The following is a 25,073-nucleotide window of genomic DNA, read 5'->3' as shown; positions in this document are numbered from 1 at the left end:
AGTGAGCGCGGTCCTGGCCGTCTGCGCCGGAGCTCTGGTTGCGGCGTGCGGGTCGGAGGAGAAACCCCCGTCGGAGAAGTCTCCCAGGGAGGTGCTCAAGGAACGCCTCATCGCTACCGAGAAGCGACTGCCGCGCGATGAAGTGCTACCCACGTTCCAGGCTCTTGCCGATGCTATGGCCGCCGCCAGGGACGCCGGCATGGGACAGGACGCAATGCTGGGCGAGGTGCTCGCCTCACACGTCCGCCATTGGAAACGGCCTGCGGGCATCAAGGAGACCCTGGCGAACAACCAGGCGTTGGGCGATCAGGCTCGGGCTGGTCACGTGGTGACGGTCCCGGCTCCCGCCAGTCAGAACGACAAGCCACGCGGTGGCGTCGGCCGTTATCGGGCAGCGGGACGGGGACCGGCAGCCCAACTGACTCCAACCAAGCCACAGGACGTCGTGGGGATCTTTGGCAATGGGGTCCTCAACACGAGCCAGGAAGCCACCCAGGCCGCAACCGCGCTGGGTGGTGCATTGGGTCAAAAAATTGAAGAGGCGTACAACGTCAGCGCGAAAGACGCCGCTACGAGTTTCGCTAACGGCCAAGCAATGGGTCGGGCGGTAAGAGAAAAGCAGGAAATTCCGGAAGTAAAGCAGTACGTCGACATGATGGTCAAGAGAGAGGGAGTTCCCGCAAAGGGGTCTGCTGGGGCGATGGGTGTTGATGTGTTCGCCCAGAAGTTGCCCAGCCTGTTCCTTCAGTACGAGGGGCAGGCGTGGAAGGCCCAGGAGAATACTGCGTACGCTGCCCTGATGGCCCAGGGACGCGCAGCGCTGGGCGCCGGGAAGCCGGTCATCCTCATCAGCCATAGCGAGGGGGGATTTCCGGTCCGAGAGGCCAAGAGGGACCTGGACAAGGAAGTCGCCAAGTTTCGCCAAGACCATGGACAACCCGACGCCCCCTCTCCCGTCGGGGCGCTCTATATTGCACCCCCTTTCGGAGATGAAACCACGAGCTCTCTGAACACTGAGGACAGCAAATATGTCCTGCTGCGTGGCGATTTCATCAACCTCATCAATGACATTCGCCTCAGGCCCACCGCAGAGCCGACAGGGAACCAGCCTTCAGCTTGGTCGACCAACATGGGAGACACCGTCACACTGCACTTGCTGAACACCTACCTTCAGGACGGCACCGACTCTCGCCAGCAGGTCATCAAGGCATTCAACGAGCTCAAGGACCATGTCTGCGGGCAGCCGGCCGTGACTGGGCTGAAGAGTCGACCTGGCCGCCGAGTGTCGTGCCCGGCGCGGCCGCCGGCCCCCGAAGCGCCCGAGCGCCCGGGGCAGCCGCCCGGTGAGCCCCAGGAACGCGAGCCCGAGCGCCCGCCGGGACAGCCGCCGGAAGACACGCAGGAGCCGACCACCCCGAAGCAGCCGACCACGCACGAGCCGCCGGCTCCGACCGGCACGCCGGGCGAGCCCACCCACGTTCCGGAGCCGCCCCAGGTGCCGCCGCAGCCGCCGGCACCGCCGGCGCCGCCGACCCACACCCCGGCGCCCGGGGCGCGCCGCTGACCTACGGCCACCGCATCCGCGAGGCGAAGCCGCGGGGGTCCTTGCGGCAGTCCGGTGTGTCGTCGGGGTAGGTCCTCACCGGCTCCCCGTCGAGCGCGAAGCAGAGCTCCGCATGCAGCAACTCGGTTTCCGTCGGGGAGAGTTGGAGCGTGATGTCGCCGTCGAACTTGCCGTCGTGTCGCAGCCAGAGGTGGATGGCGTAGTCGCCGTCCGCGTCGCGCAGGACGGGCTTGCCGGGGACGCGGCTGACGCGCAGCCCGCGGGGGTTGTTCCTGTTCACGCCGCCCCCACCGCCCGCTCGTACGCGAGGAGATATGGCCGGACGATGGGCCTGTCGTCGACGAAGATCGGGCGGTCGTCGAGACGTGGGGACCAGCGGGCCGGGCGGGCTGGCCGGGGCGGCGGCACCGGAGTTGCGGCCGCCGAGGGCTCGCTCTTGCGCCGCCGCCCGGTGGCGGGAACTAAGAGCGTGAGGAGGAGGGCGAGTGCCCGGAAGAGGGCACAGCGGATACTCTGGCGCATGCTGACGCTCCTGACGCGGCGTTGGCCAGGCCCCGGGGTGCTGCAACACCGCCGGGGCGCCTTGCGTTTACGGTAGCGACAAAGACCCTGCACTCACAACGCGTTGTACTTCAAAACGCGTAATCGGCATATGCCAAGAACGCGCGCACCCCCTCCTGGGTGGCCTTGACGACCACGGCCGGGCTGTCGCTCTCCCGGACCAGGATCTCGCCGTCGCGCGAGGCGAGTTCAAGGCAGTTGCTGCCTTCGTGTTCGTCCGAGAAAGAGGATTTACGCCAATGAAGATCCACGGTTCTCACGCTTTCAGAGTTGTCGCGCCACGTCGCGAATGAAGTCGCGCGAACTGACGGGGTCGAGCGAGCGCTGCTCCACACGATCCAGAACCGCACGGTAGTTCGCAAGATGTGTTTCGGAGTGCAGGAACCTCGGCCCCGCAGGAGTGTCCGACTGCACCGTGTCCAGCTGTCCAACAGGGCCGTACGCGTAGAGAGTTGAGTGGCCAGCGCTGGGGACCCCGCCCGCCACGAACGGTAGGACGCGAATCGTCACGTTCTCACGATCAGACTGTTTCAGCAGGTGATCCAACTGGGTCTTGGTCACATCCCTGCCGCCGAACCGCATGCGCAGCGCTGCCTCATGGATGAGGTATGTGCACTTCGGTGGCTCCGCCCTGTCGAGAATGGTGCCGCGCCTGACGCGGAAGGCAACCTTCCGTTCGAGATCCCCCGGCGTCAGCGGCGGCACAGCTTCCTCGAAGACAGCACGCGCGTAGTCCTCGTGCTGAAGGAGCCCCGGCATGTGCGCGAGCTGGACGGCGCGGAATCCGACCGCGTGATGTTCCATCTCGGCGAGGTCCAGGTTCCCGACCGCGAGTGTTTCGCGGTAGTCGTCCCACCAGCCCGCCCACGCGCTGCGCCGTTCCCTCGCAATTTCGACCAACGCATCGACGTAATCACGGTCGGGGCACGAATAGTTGGCAGCCCAGACCCGCACCCGGTCGGCACTGACACCGAAGCGGCCTGACTCAATGTTGCTGACGGTGGTCCGATCCGTTCCGTGCATCGCGGCGGCCTCGGTCAGCGACAATCCCAAACGCTCACGCATCTTGCGCAGCTCCGCACCCAACCGCCGCTGCCGCTCCGTCGGAGGCTTCCGTACCGGCATCCGCTCCCCCTCCTCCGTCACTCCACGTATCCGAATGCAATTGTGCCGTGGCCGACTGACAATGACGCCAGCCGACCACGGCACATAAGCATGCGAACTACGCGATTAGGACAGGAACGAGTTGATCTCGATCGTCTCGTTGCGGCCGGGGCCGACCCCGATCGCGGAGATCGGCGCGCCCGACATCTCCTCCAGCGCCTTCACGTACGCCTGCGCGTTCTTCGGCAGGTCGGAGAAGGACTTCGCCTTGCTGATGTCCTCGGACCAGCCCGGCAGATTCTCGTAGACCGGCTTCGCGTGGTGGAAGTCGCTCTGGCTGTACGGGAGTTCCTCGACCCGCTTGCCGTCGATCTCGTAGGCGACGCAAACCGGGATCTCTTCCCAGCCCGTGAGCACGTCGAGCTTGGTGAGGAAGAAGTCCGTCAGACCGTTGACGCGAGTCGCGTAGCGTGCGATAACGGCGTCGAACCAGCCGCAGCGGCGGTCGCGGCCGGTGGTGACACCGCGCTCGCCGCCGATGGTGCGCAGCGCCTCGCCGTCCTTGTCGAACAGCTCGGTCGGGAAGGGGCCGGCGCCGACGCGCGTCGTGTACGCCTTGAGGATGCCGATGACCCGGTTGATCTTCGTCGGTCCGACGCCCGCACCGGTGCAGGCGCCGCCCGCGGTCGGGTTCGAGGACGTGACGAAGGGGTACGTGCCGTGATCGATGTCGAGCAGCGTGCCCTGCCCACCTTCGAAGAGGACGACCTTGTCCTGGTCGAGGGCGTCGTTCAGGATCAGGGTGGTGTCGGCGACGTAGCCCTTGATCTGGTCGGCGTAGCCCAGGAGCTCCTCGACGACCTGGCCCGCCTCGATGGCGCGCCGGTTGTACAGCTTGGTCAGGAGCTGGTTCTTGACGTCGAGGGCAGCCTCGACCTTCTGGGTCAGGATCGACTCGTCGTAGAGGTCCTGGACGCGGATACCGGTGCGGTTGATCTTGTCGGCGTAGGTCGGGCCGATGCCGCGGCCGGTCGTGCCGATCTTCCGCTTTCCGAGGAAGCGTTCCGTCACCTTGTCGACGGTGATGTTGTACGGCGTGATCAGATGCGCGTTACCGCTGATCAGCAGCTTGGACGTGTCGACGCCGCGGTCGTTGAGTCCGCTCAGCTCGGAGAGCAGGACCGCAGGGTCGACGACGACGCCGTTGCCGATGACCGGGGTACACCCCGGCGAGAGGATTCCGGAAGGGAGAAGGTGCAGCGCGTACTTCTGGTCGCCGACGACGACCGTGTGGCCGGCGTTGTTACCGCCCTGGTAGCGCACCACATAGTCAACGGATCCACCGAGCAGATCGGTGGCCTTTCCCTTGCCTTCATCACCCCACTGAGCACCGAGCAGCACAAGTGCGGGCACAGGCGTACACCCCTTCCGGGCGGGGCATGTCCAACGTGCGTGGATGGCGTCGGCGTGCGTGTTCACGCGTACGTCATCGCTAGTGCCGTCGGACCGGTGCCCCGGAATAGACGAAGCCCCTGGCGCAATAGCGCAAGGGGCTCTTGCACCGAGATGCTACCTGAGGAAGGACCGAGGTGTCGGCGCAGCCTTCTGGGCACTCTCCCGCGGAGTCGGTTCGGGGGTGCCCCTTGCTCGTAGTCATCGACCCGGTCGCCCGTAGTACGGACGGCGAATCCGTGCGTATCGCGAAAGATGTCCTGTGCGCGGGCGCGGGAGCGAAAATCTGCCTTCCCGAGGGGCCGGAGGAATTCGCGCGGGCTCTTTCCCGACGCGGGCAGCGGCGCCCGGTGGTGATCGGCGATGACCGTGCGCTGCTACGGGCTGTGAGCCTGCTGCACAAGGAGCGTGAGCTTGCCCGGGTGCCGGTGTCGATGGTCCCGGTGGGCGCTCCGGGATCGGTCGCGCTGAGTGGCGCGCTGGGCGTGCCCACGGACACGGTGGCCGCGGCGCGGACCGTTTTGGACGGCGGGGAGCGGTCGATGGATCTGCTCACGGACGACAGCGACGGGATTGTGCTGGGCGGGCTGCGGATTCCTTGCGGGGGCGGGGACGCGGACAGGATCGGAGAGGTGGACGGGCTCGGCGCCGAGGCGTCCTCGGGGGCGGGACTCGGACAGAACGGGCATCCGCTGAGGTCGGGGCCCGGAGCGTGGGCCGCGGGGGCGGCTCATCCGCTGGGCGCGAGCGGTACGGCCGGCTCCGGGGGCGGGGGCGGTCTGGCGGGGGTGGACGGCGACGGGCGGCGGCCGTGGTGGGCGCCGGCTGCGAGGACGGCGCGTACGGCGCTGGCGCTGCTGTCGTCGCCGGCCGGCGGGCTCGGCGGGCGGCGCGGCCGGGTGCCGGCGCAGCGGCTGCGGCTGCGGGTGGAGGCGGACGGTGTGCTGCTGGCCGATCTGGACCGGCCGGTTCGGGGCGTTTCGGTGGTGCCGGGCGGGGAGGACGAGCTGGGCGGGGCCGGGCTGGCGGCGGGGGGTGCCGGTGCGGACGGTCTGGCCGAGGTCGTGGTGCACTGGCCGGGCTCCGAGCAGCCGGTACGGGCCAGGGCGCGGGCGGTGACGGTGTCCGGGCCGGACTTCCACTACCGGGCGGACGCGGTGGTGGGCGGGCCGGTGCGGACCCGTACGTGGACGGTGCAGCCGGGGGCCTGGCGGTTGACGCTGCCTCGGGGGTGAGGGGTGGGGCCGGGGCGGCCCCGGCGGACGAAGGCAACGGCCCCAGGCGGCCCCGTCGGGACGAAGCCCGGTCAGCCCCGTCGGCCGACCCGCTCACCCCGTACACCCGCTCACTACACCCGCCCACCCCCCGAAGGGGGGTGGGCGGCGGGGAAAAAACAATCCCCTCAGCCCCGCGAAGTCCCGCCCTCCTCCGCGCGCAGTTCCTCCAGGTGGTCGCGCCAGCGCTGCATCATCCCGGAGAGTTCCTTCTGCATGAACTCCATGAAGGCCAGGGTCTCGCTTATCCGCTGACCCGCGCGTGAGTCCTCGCCGAGGCTCTCGACGCCGTCGCGCAGCGTGGCCTCCCAGCGGGTCAGGACGCTGTCCCTGCGGGTCAGGGCCTCGTACCACTGGTCGCTGTGCACCCGGTAGCGCTCGCGGCGGGAGCCGGGCTCGCGCTCGCGGCTGAGCATGCCGACCTGGGCGAGATAGCGGACCGCGCCGGAGACGGCGGCGGGGCTGACCTGGAGGCGCTCGCCGAGCTCGGCCGACGTCAGGACGCCGGTGTCGGACGCCAGAAGACAGGCGAAGACGCGGGAGGGCATCCGCTGCATGCCGGCGTCGACGAGCTGTGCGGCGAACCGCTCGATGAACGTCATGACCGCCTCGCCGTCGCGCCCGCCCTCGCGTGCGGCGCGGCCCTGCGGTGGCTGCTCGGTCGTCTCCGTGTCCATCTCCGCTTCCATCTCCGCATCATCTCCCCAGATCAGAGCCCCCGAGCAAACTTTATACGGTTTCCTAACTTCACAAATTTGTGAAACTAGCGTAGCTTCGAAACCATGACCAAGGCAATCTCGGTGGCTGGCCTCCACAAGTCATTCGGCCGGACGCACGCGCTGGACGGCCTCGACCTCGACGTCGAGGCCGGCGAGGTGCACGGCTTCCTCGGGCCCAACGGCGCGGGGAAGTCCACGACGATCCGGGTCCTGCTGGGCCTGCTGCGCGCCGACAGAGGCGCCGCACAGCTCCTCGGCAAGGACCCGTGGCGTGACGCGGTCGAGCTGCACCGCCGCGTCGCCTACGTCCCCGGTGACGTGACCCTGTGGCGCAACCTCTCCGGCGGCGAGGTCATCGATCTCTACGGGCGGCTGCGCGGCGGCCTGGACACCGCCCGCCGGGCCGACCTCCTGGAGCGGTTCGAGCTCGACCCCACCAAGAAGGGGCGCACGTACTCCAAGGGCAACCGCCAGAAGGTCGCCCTGGTCGCCGCCTTCGCCTCCGAGGTCGATCTGCTGATCCTCGACGAGCCGACCTCGGGCCTGGATCCACTGATGGAGGAGGTCTTCCGCGACTGCGTGGAGCGGGAACGCGACCGCGGCCGTACGGTCCTGCTCTCCAGTCACATCCTTTCCGAGGTCGAGGCGCTCTGCGACCGCGTCAGCATCATCCGCAAGGGGCAGACCGTCGAGTCCGGATCCCTCGGTGAACTGCGGCACCTGACGCGCACGAGCGTGACCGCCGAACTGGCGGGCCCGCCCAACGGGCTGACCCGCCTCCCCGGCGTCCATGACCTCGCCACTCAGTCGATCGAGGGGGGCCGGGGGCACCGCGTCAAGCTCCAGGTGGACACCGACAAGCTCGACGCCGTGCTGCGCTCGCTCAGCGAATCCGGCGTCCGCAGCCTCACCAGCACCCCGCCGACCCTGGAGGAGCTGTTCCTCCGCCACTACCAGGACGACGCGCGCGAGGGGGCGACCGGACGATGACCACCGTGACCGCCGCCCCCGCCGTCCGACGGGGCGGATCCCGCGATCTGGCCGGCACCGGCGCGCTGTTGCGCCTGGCGCTGCGCCGCGACCGGATCATGATCCCGGTGTGGGTGCTGGCCCTGGGCCTGACAGTCGTCAGCCTGGGATCCACCATGGAGACGCTGTACGAAACCGCCGCCCAGCGGGCCGACGTCGCCCACTCCATGAACACCAACGGCTCGCTGCGCGCGATGTACGGGCCGGTCTTCAGCGACTCCATCGGCGGCCTGGTCGCCTGGCGCATCGGCGGTATGGCGGCCGTCCTCGCCGCCGTGATGAGCCTGCTCATCGTCGTACGGCACACCCGCGAGGAAGAGGAGACGGGCCGTCAGGAGCTGCTCTCCGCCGCGATGGTCGGCCGTCGCGCCCCGCTGACCGCCGCCCTGTTGGCCGCGCTCGTGGCCAATGCAGCGCTCGCCCTGCTCATCACCGCCGGCATGGCCACGTCCGGTCAGCCGGCGGGGGGTTCGCTCGCCCTCGGCCTCGGCATGGGCGGGACCGGCATGCTCTTCGCCGGGCTGGCCGCGATCATCGCGCAGCTCACCGAGAGCGCGCGGCTGGCCAAGGGCCTGACCGGGGCCGTCCTCGGTCTCGCCTTCGTCCTGCGGGCGGCCGGCGACGCCGCGTCCCAGAACGCCTCGTCCCCGCTGACCTGGATCTCGCCGGTCGGCTGGGCGGAGAATCTGCGGGCCTTCGCCGACGAACGATGGTGGGTGCTGCTGCTCTTCCTCGCCGCGCTCGCCGTGACGGTCTCGGCCGCGTACGCCCTCACCGCCCGCCGCGACCTGGGCATGAGTTTCCTGCCCGCCCGCCCCGGACCGGCGCGGGCCCCCGCGTCCCTCAACGGCGCCTTCGGCCTCGCCTGGCGACTCCAGCGCACCACCCTCCTGGGCTGGGCGTTCGGCTTCGCCTTCGCCGGCGCCGTGTTCGGCGGCATCGCGGACGCCGCGGCCGACCTGGTCGGCGGCAACGAGCAGACCCGCGAGATCTTCGAGCGGATGGGTGGTCAACAGGCCCTGGCGGAAGCTTTCCTGGCCACCATGGTCGGCATGCTCGGGATGGTCGCCGCGCTCTACGCCGCGGGATCCGTGCTGCGGCTGCGCGGCGAGGAGACCGGCGACCGCGCCGAGCCGGTCCTCGCGGGCGCGGTCGGCCGACTGCGCTGGGCGGCAAGCCACTTGGTGATCGCCTATCTCGGTACGGCCGTGGTGCTGACCGTGGGCGGCCTGGCCCTGGGCATCAGTTACGGCATCGCGGTGGAGGACGTCGGGGCGCAGATCGGGCCGGTGCTGGGTGCCGCCGTCGCCCAGATCCCCGCGGTCTGGGTCCTCACGTCCCTGACCGTCCTTCTCTTCGGCGTGCTGCCCAAGGCGGCGGCCGCAGCCTGGGCCGTGGTCGGCGCCTGCCTGGCGATCGGCTGGATCGGCCCGGCGCTCAAGCTGCCCGACTGGGTGCTGGACCTCTCCCCGTACGGCCACCTGCCCAAGCTCCCCGGCTCGGATGTCACCGCCGCCCCGTTCCTGTGGCTGCTCGCCCTCTCGGCGCTCTTGCTGGTCGCCGGCCTCGCGGGCTTCCGCCGCCGCGATATCGGCTGACGCCGGGGCGGCCCCGACAGGGCACGGGGCCGCCCCCTCACGCGTACGCCGCCGGAGCTGTAGCGGACTCCGGTGGCGTACACCTGCGCCTCCCCTCCCCCTCTTGTCTCTCCTGCCTCTTCGCGCACTTCATCCACAGCCTGTGGACAATCACGCGTTGCAGCATGCCGGCCACCCACACGCCAGTTACTCCCTGGCATTTCTCCTGATGGTGCGATAACCCTCAGTAACTCTGGAGCGCTGGGTGGTCATCACGTTACTTTTCGTGGCGACAGGTCGTGACCACGACCTGACGCACCGGAGGGGTTCATGCGACGCATCACCACCAAGATCGGCGTGCTCGCGGCGGCGGCACTGCTCGCCGTCACGGCGGCCGGGCCCGCCCAGGGGGAGCCGGCGAACGGCGCCGCGCATCGCACGAAGGCCGAAGCGGCCTACTTCGTCATGACCGATATCACTCACGAAGAATTCGTCATCCAGCTCACCGACCCCGCCAAGATCCAGCACGCGCGGGACCTCGTGAACGGGGAAACCACGGACAGGCCGCACGTCGTCGGCCGGATCCTCAAGCGCCAGGCCCCGTACAACCCGCGCTGGAGCTTCCACTACAACCAGGACACGATCGACTTCTTCGACGTCGCCATCGAGGTCTGTGACGCCTCGACGCCGTATGTCGAGGACCACCTCGACGAGGCGGGTGGCGCGTTCCTGCCCGGATTGTTCTGGTGCCCCTGGTCCTCCCGCCTGGTGCGCGAGGTGCCCGCGCCGTAGTCGGCCACACGCCACACGTCGGGGGCCCGGCGCAGCCGCGTCAGCCCCCCGGCGTCACCAGCCGCGCCTCGTACGCGAAGACCGCCGCCTGTGTCCGGTCGCGCAGCCCCAGCTTCACCAGAATGCGGCTGACATGCGTCTTCACGGTCGACTCCGCGACGACGAGGTGCTCGGCGATCTCGCCGTTGGACAGGCCCTGGGCGACCAGCACCAGAACCTCCGTCTCACGCTCCGTCAGATCGCCGATGCGTTCCTGGGCGGGCGCGCGGGGTGTGCCGAGGCGGGAGAACTCGGAGATCAGCCGCTTGGTGACGGTGGGCGCGAGCAGCGCCTCGCCGGAGGCGACGATGCGTACCCCCTCGGCGAGCTGACCGGCCGACGCGTCCTTGAGGAGAAAGCCGCTGGCTCCGGCCCGCAGCGCTTGGTAGACGTATTCGTCCAGGTCAAAGGTGGTGAGCACGAGAACCTTGGCGTCCGCGTCGGCGGCGACGATCTCGCGGGTCGCCTCCAGGCCGTTCATCTCGGGCATCCGGATGTCCATCAGGACGACATCGGGCTTGAGGACCGCGACCTTCTGCACCGCCTGGCGCCCGTCGACGGCCTCACCGACGACCTCGATGTCCGGCATGGCGTTGAGGAGCACGGAGAAGCCCTCGCGGACCATGACCTGGTCGTCGACGATCAGTACGCGGATCATGCTGTGGTCTCCCCCGTCGCCGTGCTGTTCACCGGGATGAACGCCGCGACCTCGAAGCCGCCGTCCTCGGTGTGGTCGGCCGTCATCTCGCCGCCCAGCATTTGTACCCGCTCACGCATGCCCAGGACGCCATGGCCGGCGCCCGGGGACGGCTTGGCGAGACGGCTCGGCACGCCGTTGACGATCCGCAGACCCAGCCCGCCCAGCACATAGGAGATCTCGACGCGGGCATCGGCGCCCGGCGAGTGCCGCAGCGCGTTGCTCAGCGCCTCCTGCACGATCCGGTACGCGGACAGCTCGACGCCCTGCGGCAGCGGCCGCGGCGCTCCGGTGATCACCGCCTCGACGGTCAGCCCCGCGCTGCGGACGCTGTCGAGCAGCGAATCGAGGCTGGCGAGCGTCGGCTGCGGGGCTTCCGGGTCGGTCTCGACGAAGGCGTCCGGGTCCTCGGAGCGGACCACGCCCAGGATGCGGCGCAGTTCGGTGAGCGCGGCGACGGCGTTCTCGCGGATCGTCGCGAAGGAGGTCGCCAGCTCGGGCGGGGTGTTCTCGACGCGGTAGGGCGCCGCTTCCGCCTGGATCGCGATCACGGACATATGGTGCGCGACGACATCGTGCAGCTCGCGGGCGATGGTGGCGCGCTCCTCCAGGAGTGTGCGCCGGGATCGCTCCTCTGCGGTGACGGTCTGCGTCTCGACGACATGCCGGCGCTCCTCGCGCCAGGCGCGCACCGCCGCGGCGGAGATCAGCACCAGGGCGGAGAAGAACGCCACCGGCGGCAGTTCACCCGGGTCGCCCCCGGTCAGCGCCGTGAGCACGGCCGCCACACCGAAGGTGACCAGCCAGGTCTCCACCGCCAGCCGCGGCCGGGTGCGCAGCACCACGAGGGTCATCACGGCGAGGTGGGTGGGGAAGGCCGCGCCCCCGAAGGGGGTGGCGTACGAGGAGAAGCTGACGGTGGCGAACCAGCCCACGATCAGCGCGAACAGCGAAATCCAGTAGGCGCCCACCGGGCGGAAGAGGGTGATCGCCGGCCCGGCGGCGACCAGCAGGCAGTAGCCGCCCACCAGGACGCCGCGCACCGGGCCGATCTCGTAGCTGATGGTGAAGGCCGCGAGGAAGACCAGCACCGAGAAGCCGCCGACGATGAAATGCGGCAGCCAGCGCGCCCAGTGCCGCAGCCGCTCCGGCAGCCATGGCACCCACCGGGACACCTTGGCGTCCTCCAACGGCGGCATCGGGCGGAAGGCGAAGGCGTCGAGGAACAGGTCCTGGCGCAGTCGGTGCAGCGCGCCGCGGGCTATCCGGGCCTCTGAGCCCAGCGCGCCGTGCGACGCGGCGCCCTGGGACTGGGAGGTCTGCTTCTGGGAGGTCTCTCTCACGCTGACAACGGTAAGCAGAGAAGGCGGCGGAGGCGTCCCCACCAGTGGGGATCTCGGAGCGTCCGTCTCAAGTACTACGGAGTAGGGCGGCCGACGGTCGGGGGTCGAGCAAGGTGGTCAGGAGGGTGCGGAAAGCGGGGGTGCCGGGGGTGACGGGGGCGTAGTGGCCGACGCCGGGGAGCTCGCGGAGCGTCGTGGCGGCGGGGTGGGCGGCGGCGTAGCGGCGGGAGATTTCCGGTGGGACGTCAGGGTCGTCGGCGCCGTGGAGGATCGTGACGGGGATGTGGGAGAGCCGGGGTTGACGCATCGGGTCGGCGGCGGCGATCCGGTCCGCGAGCCCCTGACCAGCGCTCTTGCCCCGCCCGGCGCCGAGCAGCTCGGCCACCGCGCCCTCGCTCAGGTCCAGCTCGTGGGCGCGGGCGAGGTCGGCGACCGGCGCGACGGCGATGATCCGCGTGACCGGGGTGCCGGGCCGGGCGGCGGCGAGCAGCGCGAGATGGCCGCCCGCGGAGTGCCCGACGAGGACGAGACCGCGGGACGCGCCGGCCTCGTGCGCCGCCGCCCCGATCGCCGCCGCCACATCCTCGAACGTCTGCGGCGCGCCGCCGCCCGCGCCGACCCTGCGGTACTCGGCCAGCGCGACCGGCAGACCATGACCGGCCAGCGCCGCGGCGAGCGGCGACAGATGTCGGCGGTCGTAGGCGGCGCGCCAGAACCCGCCGTGGAGCAGGACGACCAGCGGGCGGGCGCCCTGGCCAGGGCCCGCGCCCTTCGGCCCGTACATGTCCCCGGGTCTGTACGTGCCCTCGGGTCCGTACAGGTCCACGATCTGGTCCGGATGCGGCCCGTAGGCCACCGTCCGGTCCGGCGCCACCGGGGCGAGCCCCAGCAGCGCCGACTCCTCGTCCGGTGCGCTCACCCGCCGGCCCCGGCAGGCTCAGGGCCCGGGTCCGTCGCCGGGCCCGTCGACGGCCCCTCCTCCGGGAGCGCCCGGAGCACCTCGCCGAGCACCCGCGCCGCCCGCTCCGCGTCCGCGAAGGAGGTGTAGAGCGGGGTGAAGCCGAAACGCAGCACGTCGGGCTCCCGGAAGTCGCCGACCACACCCCGCCTGATCAGCTCGTTCATGACCTCGCCGGCCCGCGCGCACTCCAGCGAGACCTGGCTGCCGCGCCACCTGTGGTCGTACGGCGTGACCGAACGGACCCGGCCGGGCGGCGCGTAGCCGGCCACGCAGTCGAGGAAGAAGTCGGTCAGGGCGAGGCTCTTGGTGCGAATGTCCTCGATGGATACGCCGTCCCAGACCTCCAGCGCCGCCTCCAGCGCGAGCAGCGACAGGATGTCGGGGGTGCCGACCCTGCCGCGGACGATGCCCTCGGCGGGGGCATAGGCGGGATCCATCCCGAACGGTGCGACATGCGAGTTCCAGCCGGGCAGGGGTGACTCGAAACGGTCCTGGAGGCCCTCGCGTATATAGAGGTACGCGGGCGAACCCGGGCCGCCGTTCAGGTACTTGTAGGTGCAGCCGACGGCGAGATCGACGTGGTGCGCGTCCAGGCCGACCGGCAGGGCCCCGGCGCTGTGGCAGAGGTCCCAGACGGCGAGGGCGCCGGCGGAGTGCAGGGCGTTGGTGATGCCGGGCAGGTCGTTGAGCCGGCCGGTGCGGTAGTCGACATGGTTGACCAGCGCGAGCGCGGTCCGCTCGGTGACCTCGTCGGCGATCCGTGCGGGCTCTACGGGCCGCACCGCGAGGCCGGTCATCCGGGCCGCGGAGCGCGCTATGTAGCCGTCGGTGGGGAACGTCGTCGCGTCGACCAGGATTTCCGTGCAGCCCTTTCCGGCCATCCGGATACCGCCGACCACGGCCTTGAAGACATTGACGCTGGTGGAGTCGCCGACCACGACGGTGCCCGGTGCCGCCCCGACCAGCGGCGCGATCTTGTCGCCGATCCGCTCGGGCGCGGTCCACCAGCCGGCCTCCGTCCAGGACCGGATGCGCAGCTCGCCCCATTCGCGGGCGATGACCTCGGCGATCCGGCCGGGCACGGCGCGGGGCAGCGCGCCGAGGGAGTTGCCGTCGAGGTAGATGCCCGCATCGCCAGATGCCTGATCAGACGCAGTGTCGAGGGTGAAGCGGTCGCGGAGCGCGGCGAGCGGATCGCCGGCGTCCAACTGGCGGGCGTGCGCGGCGTGTTCCCCGTCGTCGAGAGCTCCGGGAGTCTCAGGGTTCTCGGGGGTCTCGGCGTTCGCAGGGTTCTGGGGGGTCTCGGGGGTCTCAGACATGGCTACGCGCCGTCCACAGCTCGGGGAAGACGTTCTTGCGGGCCCGCTTCTCCAGCCAGGCCACCCCCGCGGAACCGCCGGTGCCCATTTTCGCGCCCATCGCCCGCCGGGTCGCCACCAGATGGTCGTTGCGCCAGCGCCAGACCAGCTCGCCGACATCGGTCAGCGCCTCACCGAGCCGGACCAGTTCGGACTCCTGCGGACCGGCGAAGATCTCCGCCCAGACGGCCTCCACGGCCGGGTCCGGTTCATGACGAAGGGTGGGATCGCGCCGCAGCACGGCATCCGGGATCGGGTACCCGCGGCGCGCGAGCAGCCGCAGCACCTCGTCCCACAGGCTCGGCTCCTGGAGCGCCTTCTCCAGCTCGGCGTACTCACGCGGCGCGCCACGGTGCGGCACCAGCATCGAGGCGGACTTCTCGCCGAGCAGGAACTCCAGCCGGCGGTACATCGCGGACTGGAACCCGGACCCCTCGCCGAGCGCGCCACGGTACGCGTTGAACTGCGCCGGGGTCAGCCTGGCCAGCGGCTTCCACGCGGCGTTCAGCGCCTCCAGCTCGTACGTGGAGCGCTTGAGCGCGTCCATCGCCACGGCCAGATCGTCCCGGCGCAGCGCGTCGGCGGCGGTCTGCCACTCGTGGACGATGACGGTGAACCACAGCTCCATGACCTGGGTGGTGACCAGGAAGACCATCTCGCCGGGGTCGTCGGAGAGCGGGTGCTGGAGGTGGGTGAGCACGCCCGCCTGGACGTAGTCCTCGTACGGGGTCGTGGTCCGGCTGCCGATGCTCAGATCGGGGGCGAACGGCGGATCCATGGTGTCGCCAGACGAGGAACCGGGAGGCGAACCGGGAGACGAACCGCTGGAACCGGACAAACCGGACGAGGAAGGAATGGGTGAAGGCTGCGACATGAGGGACTCCTCAGGTGCGAACTACCGGGTAGCGGTCCGCTCCTTCCTTGTCGGCTTTGGAGCCCCGGTCCCCTCGGGCGCGGGATGACCCGGCCCATTGAAATCATCGGTGCTCGACCCGGACCGCGCAAGGGCCGACCGCGATCATGCGGCCGGCCCCTGGATCGTGCCGGTGCTGCGGGGTCGTGCCCGGCGTTCCCGCCCGGTGCCGGGCAGGGCATCAGCCCCGGCGCCGGGCGGCCAAGCGGGTCAGCCGAGGGTGTCGGCCGCCGTCGGGGAGGAGTCGCGCAGGAAGGTCGTGCAGCGCTCGTACTCCTCCTGTTCGCCGATCGCCTGCGCGGCGCGGGCGAGGGCGTGCAGTGCGCGCAGGAAGCCGCGATTGGGCTCGTGCTCGAAGGGCACCGGGCCGTGGCCCTTCCAGCCGGCCCGGCGCAGCGCGTCCAGGCCACGGTGGTAGCCGGTGCGGGCGTAGGCGTACGACTCGACGACCCGGCCGCCCTCGAACGCGTCGTCCGCGAGCTGCGCCCAGGCCAGGGAGGAGGTCGGGTACTTCGCGGCGACATCGGACGGGGCGGTGCCGGCGGCGAGCAGCTCGCGGGGCTCCGGGTCGTCGGGCAGGTGGGTCGGGGGCGGTCCCCCGAGCAGGTTCTCGTGAATGGCCATGCGTCCTATTGTCCCCCGCGTCATAGGCTTTCCCGTCGGTCCGCTGCGCTCGCGTCCGCCGCGTCTCCGCCTGACCTGCGGTGGAGGCGAAGAACTACGCCGACTCCCCCGGATCCAGCGGGGGTGCGCTCACCCCGCAGTGGTACGTGCACTCCGGGTGGCACGGCTCCTCGGCACCGGCCTTCGCGGCGCGCAGTACGTCGGAGCGTACGGTCAGCCAGGCGATCACCGCACCGACCAGCAGCACGGCCGCGCACAGCGGCATCGCACGGCGGAACGTCGCGGCGAACTCGTCGGCCGAGCGGTACGCGTCCGGGCCCATGCCCACCAACAGCGGGAGCGCGGCCACCGCCACCAGGCCGGCGGCCCGCGCGGCCGCGTTGTTGATGCCGCTGGCCAGACCCGCCCGGTCCACGTCCACCGAAGCCAGCACGGTGGAGGTGAGCGGCGCGACCAGCGTCACCATCCCCACCCCGAGCACCACCAGCGCGGGCAGCACATCGGCGGGATACGACGCGCCGACACCCACCCGCATCATCAACAGCATGCCCGCGGCACACAGCACAGGTCCGACGGTGAGCGGGATTCGCGGACCGATGCGCTGGCCCAGCTCCCCGGAGCGGGCGGACAACAACAGCATCAGCACGGTCGTGGGCAGCAGTGCCGTACCGGCCTCCAATGCCGAGTAGCCCGCCACGACCTGGAGCTGGAGCACGGAGAGGAAGAAGAAGCCGCTGAATGCCGCATAGACGCACAGCGTCACCGCGTTGACGGCCGTGAACTGCCGGATCGCGAAGATCGCCGGTGGCAGCATCGGATCCGCCCGCTGCCGCTCGACGCGCACGAAGACCGCGCCGAGCAGCAGCCCGACCACCGCCGGAACGATCACGCTCGCCGAGGCACCCCGATCCGGCGCGGCAATCAGCGCATAGGTCACCCCGGCCAGCGACAGCGCCCCCAACACCGCGCCCGGTACGTCGAAGCCGTGGTGCCCGTCCGCCATGCTCTCCCGGGTCTCGGGGACGTACCGCAGCGCCACCGGGACGCACACCGCCGCCAGCGGCACGTTCAGAAAGAACACCCAGCGCCAGCCAGGGCCGTCCACCAGCCAGCCGCCGACGAACGGTCCGACCGCCGCGGCCATCCCGCCGAGGCCCGACCAGGCGCCGACCGCCCGCGCCCGGTCGTCCGGACGGAACACGGCCTGGATCAGCGCCAGCGAGCCCGGCGTCAGCAGCGCCCCGCCGACGCCCTGGAGCGCACGGGCCGCGATCAGCACCCCGGCATGCGGCGCGAGACCGCACAACAGCGAGGCAACCGCGAACCACACCACGCCGATCACGAAGATCCGGCGCCGCCCGTACCGGTCGCCGAGCGCCCCGCCCAGCAGGATCAGCGAGGCGAGGGTGAGCATGTAGGCGGTGACGGTCCACTGGAGTACCGCCAGATCCGCGTCCAGGTCGGCGCCGATCCTCGGCAGGGCGACATTGACGACGGTGCTGTCCAGCATCGCCATGCCCGAGCCCAGCACTGTCGTCGCCAGCACCCAGTGCCCCTGCCGCGAGGCCAGCCGGACCCCGGGGACCTCGGGCACAAGCCGTTCGCTCATACGGCGAGCTTGCCCTTCGGCGCGGGTGCGCGCACGCCGAAGGCCCCGCACCTCGGGAGATGCGGGGCCTTGAAGCCGTACGGGGCCGAGCCGCCGTTCGGTACTACGTGAGCCTGGTGACTACTTGAGCTTCGTGCCCGTGGAGCGCAGGTTCGCGCACGCCTCGGTGACGCGCTTGGCCATGCCCGCCTCGGCCAGCTTGCCCCAGCTGCGCGGGTCGTAGGTCTTCTTGTTGCCGACCTCGCCGTCGACCTTCAGCACACCGTCGTAGTTGCGGAACATGTGGTCCGCGACGGGGCGCGTGAAGGCGTACTGGGTGTCCGTGTCCAGGTTCATCTTGACCACGCCGTTCTCCAGCGCGGTGGCGATCTCCTCCTCGGTGGAGCCGGAGCCGCCGTGGAAGACGAAGTCGAACGGAGCGGCCTTGCCGTACTTCGCGGCGACGCCCTCCTGGAGGTCCTTCAGGAGCTCGGGGCGGAGCACGACATTGCCCGGCTTGTAGACGCCGTGGACGTTGCCGAACGAGGCGGCGAGCAGGTAGCGGCCCTTCTCGCCCAGGCCCAGCGCCTCGGCGGTACGCAGCGCGTCCTCGACCGTGGTGTAGAGCTCGTCGTTGATCTCGTGGGTGACGCCGTCCTCCTCGCCACCGGTCGGGGTGATCTCGACCTCAAGGATGATCTTGGCGGCGGCGGCCTTGGCGAGCAGCTCCTGGCCGATGGACAGGTTGTCCGCGAGGGTCTCGGCCGAGCCGTCCCACATGTGGGACTGGAACAGCGGGTTCTGGCCCTTGGCGACACGCTCTGCGGAGACGTCCAGCAGCGGGCGGACATACCCGTCGAGCTTGTCCTTGGGGCAGTGGTCGGTGTGCAGCGCGACGGTGATGTCGTACTTGGCGGCCACGACGTGCGCGAACTCGGCGAGCGCGACGGCGCCGGTCACCATGTCCTTGTTGTACTGGCCACCCAGGAACTCCGCACCACCGGTGGAGATCTGGATGATGCCGTCGCTCTCGGCCTCGGCGAAGCCACGCAGCGCGGCGTGCAGCGTCTGCGTCGACGTGACGTTGATGGCCGGGTAGGCGAACTTGCCTGCCTTCGCCCGGTCCAGCATCTCGTTGTAGACCTCGGGAGTTGCGATGGGCATCTGTCCGCTCCTTGTGATGTGCGAGGTGTGCGTGCTTGGCCCTGACCTTGGGGGCGACGACTTCGCCGGGGTCATCTTCCCAGACTCACCGGATTGCTCCACATCGCCCACACTGCAGCCCCACCCAAAGGGAGGTCGGTTTCACGTGAAACCAACCTCCCTTTGAGGAAGTCGCAGGTCAGAGCCACCAGGGCAAACTGCCGGGGAGTATGTCACGACTCAGCGGCCGTTCCCTCACAAGGCGACCGGCGCCGATGTGCGCCCGCCCCGGACTCATGTCGGGCCACTCGGCCCGGACGTCAGGCCACTCAGCCCAGGTCAAGATCACCGAGCTGGTAGCCGGTGATGTACGGCACGCCGGCCTCGGCGATGGCCGACGCGGCACCGCGGTCGACGATCGTGGCGACCGCGACGACCTCGGCACCCGCCTCGCGCGCGGCCTCGACGGCGGTCAGCGGCGAACCACCGGTGGTGGAGGTGTCCTCGACGACCAGGACCCGGCGGCCCTTGATGTCCGGCCCCTCGATACGGCGCTGCATACCGTGCGCCTTCTGCGCCTTGCGGACGACGAACGCGTCCAGCCGGCGGCCGCGCGCGGCGGAGGCGTGCAGCATCGACGTCGCGACCGGGTCGGCGCCGAGCGTCAGCCCGCCGACGGCGTCGTAGTCGAGATCGGCGGTGATATCCAGCATCAGCTGGCCGACCAGCGGCGACGCCTCGCCGTCCAGAGTGATCCGGCGCAGGTCGATGTAGTAGTCGGCCTCCTTGCCGGAGGAAAGAATCACCTTGCCGTGCACCACGGCCTTGTCCTTGATCTGCTGCAGCAGCTCGCCACGTACGTCCTCGCTCATGCGCATGAGCTTAAGCCAGCGGCTTCCAGCTCCACGTCGTGGAGATCTCCAGGGGGTCGATGGGCGTGACCAGGCGCGGCAGCGTGTTGAGGCCGTTCGGCGGGCCGGACTGCGGCTCGACACAGACCGCCGCGTCCTGCTCGTCGTAGACCACGACCCACTCGGCGCGGCTGGTGATCTTCAGCTCCAGCAGGCCCGGCCAGGTCAGGGTGACGTCCACACCGCGCGGCATGCCGAAGCAGTCGTCCCAGGGACCGGGCTTCGGCACGAGCCGCCGGCCGGTCGGGAGGTGGTCGGCGCCGCGCTCCTCCTGCCACTCGGCGGCGAAGTCGAGCTGCGCCGATGCCCCGGTGCCGCTCTCGGCCCCGGCCGCGGCGAGGTTCCGTACGAACCAGGGGTGCCAGCCGGCCTGCGCCGGGAAGGAGTCGCCGCTCGCCTCGACGCCCAGGGTGAGGGTGAGCGAACGGCCGTCCTCGGCAAGCTCGACGAGCTGGGTGACGGTCCCCGGATACGGCCAGGGGGCCGCCGGATCGGCGAGATCATAGGTGAAGGCGGCCGCCGTCGCGCTCGAACGCGCGGTGTGCCAGCGGAGGTTGCGGCCGGTGCCGTGGATGGCGTGCGGCGGGGAGTTCACCGGCATCTGGTGCAGCTCGGCGCCGCTGCGGAACCGCCCGTGGTCGATCCGGCCGCACCACGGAACCATCGGGAAACAGCCGTACTTGGCGCCCTGCCGCAGCAGTTCCAGCCCGCCGACGCGCAGGCTGCCGATGCGGCAGCCGTTGTCCGGATGGACGGTCAGTTCGGCATCTCCGGCGGCCAGCCGCACGCCGTCCGACCGCGTCTGCGACGCGCTCTGCGCGATGTTGTCGGTGCTCACGGAACCGACCCTAGACGAGGAGACGCGGTGTCCCCCGGTCTCGGGCGCCGGTCGCTCGTCAACGGCGGCGCAGCGTCAACAGCGGCCTCTCCGGCCCCTGCGGCCTCAGAGGCAACGTCAACGGCGGCCCCTACGGCCCCTGCAGCCTCGGCCGCACATCAACGGCGGCGGCGCAGCACCCGGCCGACGACCACGGCGGACGCCAGCACCACCGCGGCGGCGGGCGCCGCCCAGCGCAGCGCCGCCGAGGTCCCGCTGGTCTCGGGCGCGGGCACCGGGGCGTACCGGCCGCGCGGCGGCGCATGGTCGACCTCCTCCGCGCTGCGTCCGATCATCGTGCGGCGGGCATGCGCGGCCTCGGCGGGCGCGGCACTCGCCGGCTCGTCTTCGTAGCGGTAGTCGTACGCGTCATCCGTATCGCCCACCTCGGCCAGATCGCCGGCTTCCACGGCCTCCGACGCATCCGCGGCCTCGTCCATGTCGCTGAACGGATCGAGCGACGGCGGCGGCACCTCGGTGTCGAAGACTCCGTGGCCGGACGGCTCGGCGCGCCCCTCGGCCGCCTCCTCGCCCGCGTCCGGCCTGGCCACAGGGCGCTTCTCCAGGTCCACGGCCAGGTTCGCCGCGAACCGGTCCAGCAGGCGACGGCCCGCGGTCTCGGCGGACTGAGCGGAGACGTCGGCGAACCGGCCGTCGCCGCTGACCGTGCCGGTGCAGGCCAGCGTCGTACCGGGACCGGGATCGGTGGCCGGGGACAGCCGGACGGTCAGGGTCAGCGCCACCGACCCGTCACCCCGCGCCTCGCTGCCCCGCGCCTCGACCGTCACCGCGCCGTCCGCGGCATCCGCGGCGCCGTCACCGGAGCCGCCCTCGGCGCCCGCGTCGGTGACCATCAGCGTGCCGCGATAGGTGATGGTGGAGCTGCCGATACGAAGCCTCAGGCGGCCTTCGGGGATCTCCGGGGCAGCGTCGGCGTCGAGCTGGACGCCCGGCACACAGCGCGCCACCCGCTCGGGCTCGGTGAGCGCCTGCCGCACGGTCCCGACGGGAAACGGAACGTACACCTCATGCTCCATGACATGGGAGCCTACCCAGCACCCCCCAGACCCGTGCCCGCTCCCGCCCAACTTTCTGCACATGCGTCTCAGGAGCCTTGGCGCACAGCGCGGGCCCGGCAAGGCGCTACCTGCCCCTTACGACAGGCGTCTCCAGTCTCGCCCGCCCCCCGCCCCTACTCCCGATAGCGCGGATGCATCAGTGTCGATGCGGGCAGGCCCGGGATTCGGGCGCGGTCGGAGGCGCGGACGCTGGCGTTCAGGCTGTGGTGGGTGATGGCCGCGAGCGGGGGTGCGTCGGGTGCCAGGGACGGGTGCGGCGGCTGACGGGCGGCGAGCACGAAGCCCCAGTAGTGCGCCCCGTCCCGGGACGGGGCGCCGCCCGGGCCCACCGGGCCGACGGGCGCGTCCGGCTCGTCCGGCTCGGCCGGGCCTACGAGGCCGGGCGAACTGGGCGTACCGCCGGGCGTGGGGAAGCCGAGCTCGCGGTCCGGGCCGCCGGAGAAGTCCGTGGGCCGGCCGGTCATGCGGTATGCGGCGGTCGACAGGCCCACCGATCGCAGCGTCGCCTCCACCGTCCAATAGGTCCGCGGCCGTGTGACCGGGGACCCCGCGTGCACCACCAGTCGCCCGTCGTCGGCCAGGAGCCGCGTCGCGAGGCCGTAGAACTCCTGTGAATAGAGCTTGGTGCTGGCGGTGATCCCGGGATCGGGGAGGTCGGAGACGATGACGTCGTAGGGCGCCGGGCGCCGGCCGCCGCGGGACGCGCCCCGCTGCCGCAGCCAGTCGAAGGCGTCCGCCGTCACCACCCGCACCCGCGGATCGCTCAGCGAGCGCCGGTTCAGGGCGGACAGACCGGGGTCGGTACGCGCCAACCGCACGACGCCGGGGTCGAGTTCGACGACGGTCACCGAGCGGACCGAGCGGTAGCGGAGGATCTCGCGCGCCGCGAGGCCGTCGCCGCCGCCGAGGACCAGCACCCGGCCGCGCGGGCCGCCCGCCATCGCCGGATGCACCAGCGCCTCGTGGTAGCGGTACTCGTTGCTCGCGCTGACCCGCAGCCGGCCGTCGAGGTAGAGCTCCAGCGGCCGGCCGGAACCTTTCCTCCCCCGTCCCGCACCGGCTCCGCCGCCCGTGCCGCCGGTCATCACCACTTCCTGGAAGTCGGTCTGCACCGCGACCCGCGCCGCCGAGCCGTACACCGCGCGCCGGGCGGCCTGTTCGAAGGGCGTGACCAGCATCATGCCCGCGGCGAGCAGGGCGAGCACCAGCGCGTTGATGACGAGCAGCGTCCAGCGTGCGCGGGCGGTCAGATCGCGGCGGAACAGCCACAGTACGAGCGCGCCCCCGGCCACCGCGTTGACGCCGCCGGTGACCAGCGCACCGGTCAACTGCCCCAGGCACGGCAGCAGAAGGAAGGGGAAGGCCAGGCCGCCGACGAGCGCGCCGACGTAGTCCGCGGCGAAGAGATCGGCGACCGCGCCTCCCGCGTCCTGGCGTCGGACCCGCTGGATCAGCGTCATCAACAACGGCACTTCGGCGCCGATCAGTACGCCGATGACCAGGGAGAAGCCGACGAGCGCGGAGCGGGACTGGCCGAACCACGCGAAGCAGGCGTAGAGCGCCATCGCCGAGGTGCCGCCGACGAGCGCGAGGGCGGCCTCGACCGTGCCGAACCCGACCGCGGCCCGGCAGCGCAGCCGCTTCGCCAGGAGCGCGCCGCCGCCCATCGCGAAGACCATGACGGACAGCACGACGGAGGCCTGGGTGACGGAGTCGCCGACCAAGTACGTGGCCAGGGCGACCAGTTCGAGCTCGTAGACCAGACCGCAGGCGGCGCAGACGAAGACGACGGCGAGGACGAGCAGCCGGCCGAGCCCGGACGACACGGGCAGCCGCGCCGGTTCCATGGCTTCCGGCGGCCTGAGGGCGCCGGTGAGAGCGGGCTCTGGCGGGTCGATCATGAAATGAACGCTACGTGAGGGTTCGGTACCTCTTTGTCACCCACACGAGTGCACTCTGCGGTCCACACCACGGGATGGAGACACGCCTGGAGACGCGGATAGACACGCCGCCCGCACCCCGTAGGACTCCCGCCGCACACCACTTGGGGCATCCCCCGGGACACCCGCCCCCACCACCACTGCGGCACCTCTAGACCGCCGCGACCGCCGCCCGTACGCCGACGCGGGTACGCGTGGCCACCAACCGGCCCTCCTGCGGGTACGCATGCCAGGTCCGCCAGTGCACCTGTCCGGGCTGGCGCTGCGCGAGCATCGCGGTGAAGGCGTGCGGCGAGCCGGGAAACGTACCGGCGAGGCCGTGCGGGTGTTCGGCGACCAGCGCGAGCAACTCCTGTGCGCGCCCCGCGAACGAGCCGCGCGACAGCGTCTCGACATGCGCGGCGAATTCGTATTCCCAGTCGCCCAGCCGCTTCGCCACGCCCAGCGGAAGCGGCGTACTGCTTCCCGGCATACAGGCGACCGTCTCGGAACAACTGCCGTGCTCCTCTTCGAGAAGCACCTGATGAGAAGCCCCCAGGAGTCTCAACTGGACCCGGGCGTCGTCTAGTTGGAGGTCGAGCACGGCCAGGGCGGGCAGGGGTTCCCTGTCCAGAGCCCAGGCCAGATCAGATGCACGGGTATCGGTGTAAGCCGTTTTCAGGGTCGTGAGCATGGGTCGGCTCCGCAAACACGCAGTGGATGGTGGGCCGGCCCGCCCGAAAGGGATCAGGGATGTATGACTGCCTGCCGGCTCGTGCCCACGTGGGATGCGAGAACTGGGGGATTCTCAAAGGAGAGGGAATCATGAAAGGGGCCTCGCCCACAGCGTTTTTACCCATCTTCGCCGGGTTTCCATCCCCTAGAGGGCTAAGCAGTTCAGTTGTTCAACTGGCAATCTGACAAAAGGCGTTGGAGCTGCCTGTGACGCCCGCCGGGAGCATATGCGGAGGGGCATGAGCCGCGTGCATGTGTGCAGCTCGGGAGGGGCTTCGCGGCGGGGGTGAGCGCCGTGCGGAAGACCGGCGGACGGTGGTGATTACCGGCGCGGAAAAGGCCTCCCGCACCGTCGTACTCACGGCATCAAGCGCACCATGAGCACGACCCGCACGAGAGGCCGCAATTCCCTCAGAAACCACGTGGTCCCCTGTGGAACCGTCCCGGCTCCGTCAGCAACCGCCCCCGCCGCCACCGCAGCCACCACCGCCACCGCCGCCCCCACAGGAGGAGGAACCGCCGCAGGAGGAGCCACCGCCGCAGCCGTGGTGCCCGCTGGTCGAGCAACTCGATCCGGAGCTGGCGCCGCCGGCCCACCAGCTGCCGCCGCTCGATCCCGAGTACCGGCCGCCACGCTTGCCCCCCGTGCCAGAACCGCTCCGCGAGGCCGCCGCCACCAGGACGATCACCACCACGCAGATTCCCAGGAAAATCACGATCCCCATCTGCCTCACACTCCTTTCCTTCCCCCGAAGCGAGGCATCCGCTCCGTCCGGCGCCCCGTGCGCCGCTGGCCGTCGTCGACGGCCGTCGT

The 25,073-nt window shown here is 70.8% G+C and carries 24 protein-coding genes; 5 read left to right on the top strand and 19 right to left on the bottom strand.

Annotated features, from left to right (window positions below; translation table 11 throughout):
* Position 1: 1 nt before the first annotated feature.
* Positions 2–1,564: a hypothetical protein gene (locus FCH28_RS35255; protein ID WP_136744494.1), complete on the top strand. Its 1,563-nt coding sequence runs from the start codon at positions 2–4 to the stop codon at positions 1,562–1,564.
* 1 nt (position 1,565) lies between these two features.
* On the opposite strand, the gene FCH28_RS35250 is transcribed toward FCH28_RS35255, so the two are convergent.
* The 4 genes from FCH28_RS35250 to FCH28_RS35235 form a co-directional block, all read right to left on the bottom strand.
* Complete coding sequence (locus FCH28_RS35250) at positions 1,566–1,844, bottom strand: hypothetical protein (protein ID WP_136744492.1); 279 nt, start codon at positions 1,842–1,844, stop codon at positions 1,566–1,568.
* 352 nt (positions 1,845–2,196) lie between these two features.
* Complete coding sequence (locus FCH28_RS35245; RefSeq protein ID WP_342781684.1) at positions 2,197–2,385, bottom strand: DUF397 domain-containing protein; 189 nt, start codon at positions 2,383–2,385, stop codon at positions 2,197–2,199.
* 4 nt (positions 2,386–2,389) lie between these two features.
* Complete coding sequence (locus FCH28_RS35240; RefSeq protein ID WP_136744490.1) at positions 2,390–3,250, bottom strand: helix-turn-helix domain-containing protein; 861 nt, start codon at positions 3,248–3,250, stop codon at positions 2,390–2,392.
* A gap of 105 nt (positions 3,251–3,355) precedes the next feature.
* Positions 3,356–4,642, bottom strand: coding sequence for an adenylosuccinate synthase (locus FCH28_RS35235; protein WP_136744488.1), 1,287 nt, complete (start codon positions 4,640–4,642; stop codon positions 3,356–3,358).
* Between the two features lie 230 nt (positions 4,643–4,872).
* On the opposite strand from FCH28_RS35235, the gene FCH28_RS35230 reads away from it, so the two are divergent.
* Positions 4,873–5,916 carry a diacylglycerol kinase catalytic domain-containing protein gene (locus tag FCH28_RS35230; RefSeq protein ID WP_136744486.1) on the top strand — a complete coding sequence of 348 codons (1,044 nt, stop codon included), beginning with the start codon at positions 4,873–4,875 and terminating at the stop codon, positions 5,914–5,916.
* A 167-nt stretch (positions 5,917–6,083) separates the two neighbouring features.
* On the opposite strand, the gene FCH28_RS35225 is transcribed toward FCH28_RS35230, so the two are convergent.
* The gene (locus tag FCH28_RS35225) at positions 6,084–6,632 is read right to left on the bottom strand and encodes a GbsR/MarR family transcriptional regulator (RefSeq protein ID WP_187364002.1); all 549 of its coding nucleotides are present in this window, start codon (positions 6,630–6,632) and stop codon (positions 6,084–6,086) included.
* Between the two features lie 105 nt (positions 6,633–6,737).
* On the opposite strand from FCH28_RS35225, the gene FCH28_RS35220 reads away from it, so the two are divergent.
* The 3 genes from FCH28_RS35220 (at position 6,738) to FCH28_RS35210 (ending at position 10,072) form a co-directional block, all read left to right on the top strand.
* A complete protein-coding gene (locus tag FCH28_RS35220) occupies positions 6,738–7,664 on the top strand; it encodes an ABC transporter ATP-binding protein (RefSeq protein ID WP_136744482.1) in 927 nt (308 codons plus the stop codon).
* Positions 7,661–9,301 (top strand): ABC transporter permease, encoded by a 1,641-nt coding sequence (locus FCH28_RS35215; RefSeq protein ID WP_136744480.1) that lies wholly within the window; start codon positions 7,661–7,663, stop codon positions 9,299–9,301. Before FCH28_RS35220 ends, FCH28_RS35215 begins: the two co-directional genes overlap by 4 nt.
* A gap of 309 nt (positions 9,302–9,610) precedes the next feature.
* Entirely contained in the window at positions 9,611–10,072 is a 462-nt protein-coding gene (locus tag FCH28_RS35210; RefSeq protein WP_136744478.1) for a BP74-related protein, read from the top strand.
* A 40-nt stretch (positions 10,073–10,112) separates the two neighbouring features.
* Here FCH28_RS35210 and FCH28_RS35205 read toward each other — a convergent pair whose 3' ends face one another.
* The 14 genes from FCH28_RS35205 to FCH28_RS35140 all read right to left on the bottom strand — a co-directional run bounded on the left by FCH28_RS35205 (position 10,113) and on the right by FCH28_RS35140 (position 24,984).
* Positions 10,113–10,769, bottom strand: a complete 657-nt coding sequence (locus tag FCH28_RS35205; protein ID WP_136744476.1) for a response regulator — start codon at positions 10,767–10,769, stop codon at positions 10,113–10,115.
* Complete coding sequence (locus FCH28_RS35200; RefSeq protein WP_136744549.1) at positions 10,766–12,073, bottom strand: sensor histidine kinase; 1,308 nt, start codon at positions 12,071–12,073, stop codon at positions 10,766–10,768. The genes FCH28_RS35205 and FCH28_RS35200 overlap by 4 nt, the downstream gene beginning before the upstream one ends.
* A gap of 145 nt (positions 12,074–12,218) precedes the next feature.
* The gene (locus FCH28_RS35195; RefSeq protein WP_136744474.1) at positions 12,219–13,070 is read right to left on the bottom strand and encodes an alpha/beta hydrolase family protein; all 852 of its coding nucleotides are present in this window, start codon (positions 13,068–13,070) and stop codon (positions 12,219–12,221) included.
* On the bottom strand, positions 13,067–14,431 hold the full coding sequence (gene kynU, locus FCH28_RS35190) for a kynureninase (RefSeq protein WP_136744472.1): 1,365 nt from the start codon (positions 14,429–14,431) through the stop codon (positions 13,067–13,069). The genes FCH28_RS35195 and kynU overlap by 4 nt, the downstream gene beginning before the upstream one ends.
* On the bottom strand, positions 14,424–15,248 hold the full coding sequence (locus FCH28_RS35185) for a tryptophan 2,3-dioxygenase family protein (protein WP_136744548.1): 825 nt from the start codon (positions 15,246–15,248) through the stop codon (positions 14,424–14,426). Before FCH28_RS35185 ends, kynU begins: the two co-directional genes overlap by 8 nt.
* A gap of 345 nt (positions 15,249–15,593) precedes the next feature.
* Complete coding sequence (locus FCH28_RS35180; RefSeq protein WP_136744470.1) at positions 15,594–16,007, bottom strand: DUF3151 domain-containing protein; 414 nt, start codon at positions 16,005–16,007, stop codon at positions 15,594–15,596.
* A 94-nt stretch (positions 16,008–16,101) separates the two neighbouring features.
* Positions 16,102–17,616 (bottom strand): MFS transporter, encoded by a 1,515-nt coding sequence (locus FCH28_RS35175; protein ID WP_136744468.1) that lies wholly within the window; start codon positions 17,614–17,616, stop codon positions 16,102–16,104.
* A gap of 120 nt (positions 17,617–17,736) precedes the next feature.
* Entirely contained in the window at positions 17,737–18,834 is a 1,098-nt protein-coding gene (fbaA, locus tag FCH28_RS35170) for a class II fructose-bisphosphate aldolase (RefSeq protein ID WP_281289782.1), read from the bottom strand.
* Positions 18,835–19,067: 233 nt separating this feature from the next.
* Entirely contained in the window at positions 19,068–19,610 is a 543-nt protein-coding gene (gene pyrE, locus FCH28_RS35165; protein WP_136744464.1) for an orotate phosphoribosyltransferase, read from the bottom strand.
* Positions 19,611–19,620: 10 nt separating this feature from the next.
* Positions 19,621–20,487, bottom strand: coding sequence for an aldose epimerase family protein (locus FCH28_RS35160; protein ID WP_136744462.1), 867 nt, complete (start codon positions 20,485–20,487; stop codon positions 19,621–19,623).
* A 158-nt stretch (positions 20,488–20,645) separates the two neighbouring features.
* Positions 20,646–21,563, bottom strand: a complete 918-nt coding sequence (locus tag FCH28_RS35155; protein WP_136744460.1) for an SRPBCC family protein — start codon at positions 21,561–21,563, stop codon at positions 20,646–20,648.
* 155 nt (positions 21,564–21,718) lie between these two features.
* Positions 21,719–23,506 carry a polyamine aminopropyltransferase gene (locus FCH28_RS35150; protein WP_136744458.1) on the bottom strand — a complete coding sequence of 596 codons (1,788 nt, stop codon included), beginning with the start codon at positions 23,504–23,506 and terminating at the stop codon, positions 21,719–21,721.
* A 190-nt stretch (positions 23,507–23,696) separates the two neighbouring features.
* Positions 23,697–24,218, bottom strand: a complete 522-nt coding sequence (locus tag FCH28_RS35145) for a DUF2617 family protein (protein ID WP_136744456.1) — start codon at positions 24,216–24,218, stop codon at positions 23,697–23,699.
* A gap of 493 nt (positions 24,219–24,711) precedes the next feature.
* Positions 24,712–24,984: a hypothetical protein gene (locus FCH28_RS35140; protein ID WP_136744454.1), complete on the bottom strand. Its 273-nt coding sequence runs from the start codon at positions 24,982–24,984 to the stop codon at positions 24,712–24,714.
* Positions 24,985–25,073 lie beyond the last annotated feature (89 nt).

It is taken from the genome of Streptomyces piniterrae (genome assembly GCF_005048155.1).
Classification (GTDB): domain Bacteria; phylum Actinomycetota; class Actinomycetes; order Streptomycetales; family Streptomycetaceae; genus Streptomyces; species Streptomyces piniterrae.
The sequence above is the reverse complement of the archived record's forward strand: the minus strand, read 5'-3'. Positions and strand labels throughout refer to the sequence as shown.

Bases quoted from the DNA above. Each gene is read 5' to 3' on its own strand.
- pyrE (WP_136744464.1), bottom strand. From the start codon at position 19,610: ATGAGCGAGGACGTACGTGGCGAGCTGCTGCAGCAGATCAAGGACAAG.
- FCH28_RS35145 (WP_136744456.1), bottom strand. From the start codon at position 24,218: ATGCTCACGACCCTGAAAACGGCTTACACCGATACCCGTGCATCTGAT.
- FCH28_RS35205 (WP_136744476.1), bottom strand. From the start codon at position 10,769: ATGATCCGCGTACTGATCGTCGACGACCAGGTCATGGTCCGCGAGGGC.
- FCH28_RS35210 (WP_136744478.1), top strand. From the start codon at position 9,611: ATGCGACGCATCACCACCAAGATCGGCGTGCTCGCGGCGGCGGCACTG.
- FCH28_RS35155 (WP_136744460.1), bottom strand. From the start codon at position 21,563: ATGGAGCATGAGGTGTACGTTCCGTTTCCCGTCGGGACCGTGCGGCAG.
- FCH28_RS35185 (WP_136744548.1), bottom strand. From the start codon at position 15,248: ATGGATCCGCCGTTCGCCCCCGATCTGAGCATCGGCAGCCGGACCACG.
- FCH28_RS35150 (WP_136744458.1), bottom strand. From the start codon at position 23,506: ATGATCGACCCGCCAGAGCCCGCTCTCACCGGCGCCCTCAGGCCGCCG.
- FCH28_RS35140 (WP_136744454.1), bottom strand. From the start codon at position 24,984: ATGGGGATCGTGATTTTCCTGGGAATCTGCGTGGTGGTGATCGTCCTG.
- FCH28_RS35215 (WP_136744480.1), top strand. From the start codon at position 7,661: ATGACCACCGTGACCGCCGCCCCCGCCGTCCGACGGGGCGGATCCCGC.
- fbaA (WP_281289782.1), bottom strand. From the start codon at position 18,834: ATGACCCCGGCGAAGTCGTCGCCCCCAAGGTCAGGGCCAAGCACGCAC.
- FCH28_RS35175 (WP_136744468.1), bottom strand. From the start codon at position 17,616: ATGAGCGAACGGCTTGTGCCCGAGGTCCCCGGGGTCCGGCTGGCCTCG.
- kynU (WP_136744472.1), bottom strand. From the start codon at position 14,431: ATGTCTGAGACCCCCGAGACCCCCCAGAACCCTGCGAACGCCGAGACC.
- FCH28_RS35240 (WP_136744490.1), bottom strand. From the start codon at position 3,250: ATGCCGGTACGGAAGCCTCCGACGGAGCGGCAGCGGCGGTTGGGTGCG.
- FCH28_RS35220 (WP_136744482.1), top strand. From the start codon at position 6,738: ATGACCAAGGCAATCTCGGTGGCTGGCCTCCACAAGTCATTCGGCCGG.
- FCH28_RS35180 (WP_136744470.1), bottom strand. From the start codon at position 16,007: ATGGCCATTCACGAGAACCTGCTCGGGGGACCGCCCCCGACCCACCTG.
- FCH28_RS35225 (WP_187364002.1), bottom strand. From the start codon at position 6,632: ATGGACACGGAGACGACCGAGCAGCCACCGCAGGGCCGCGCCGCACGC.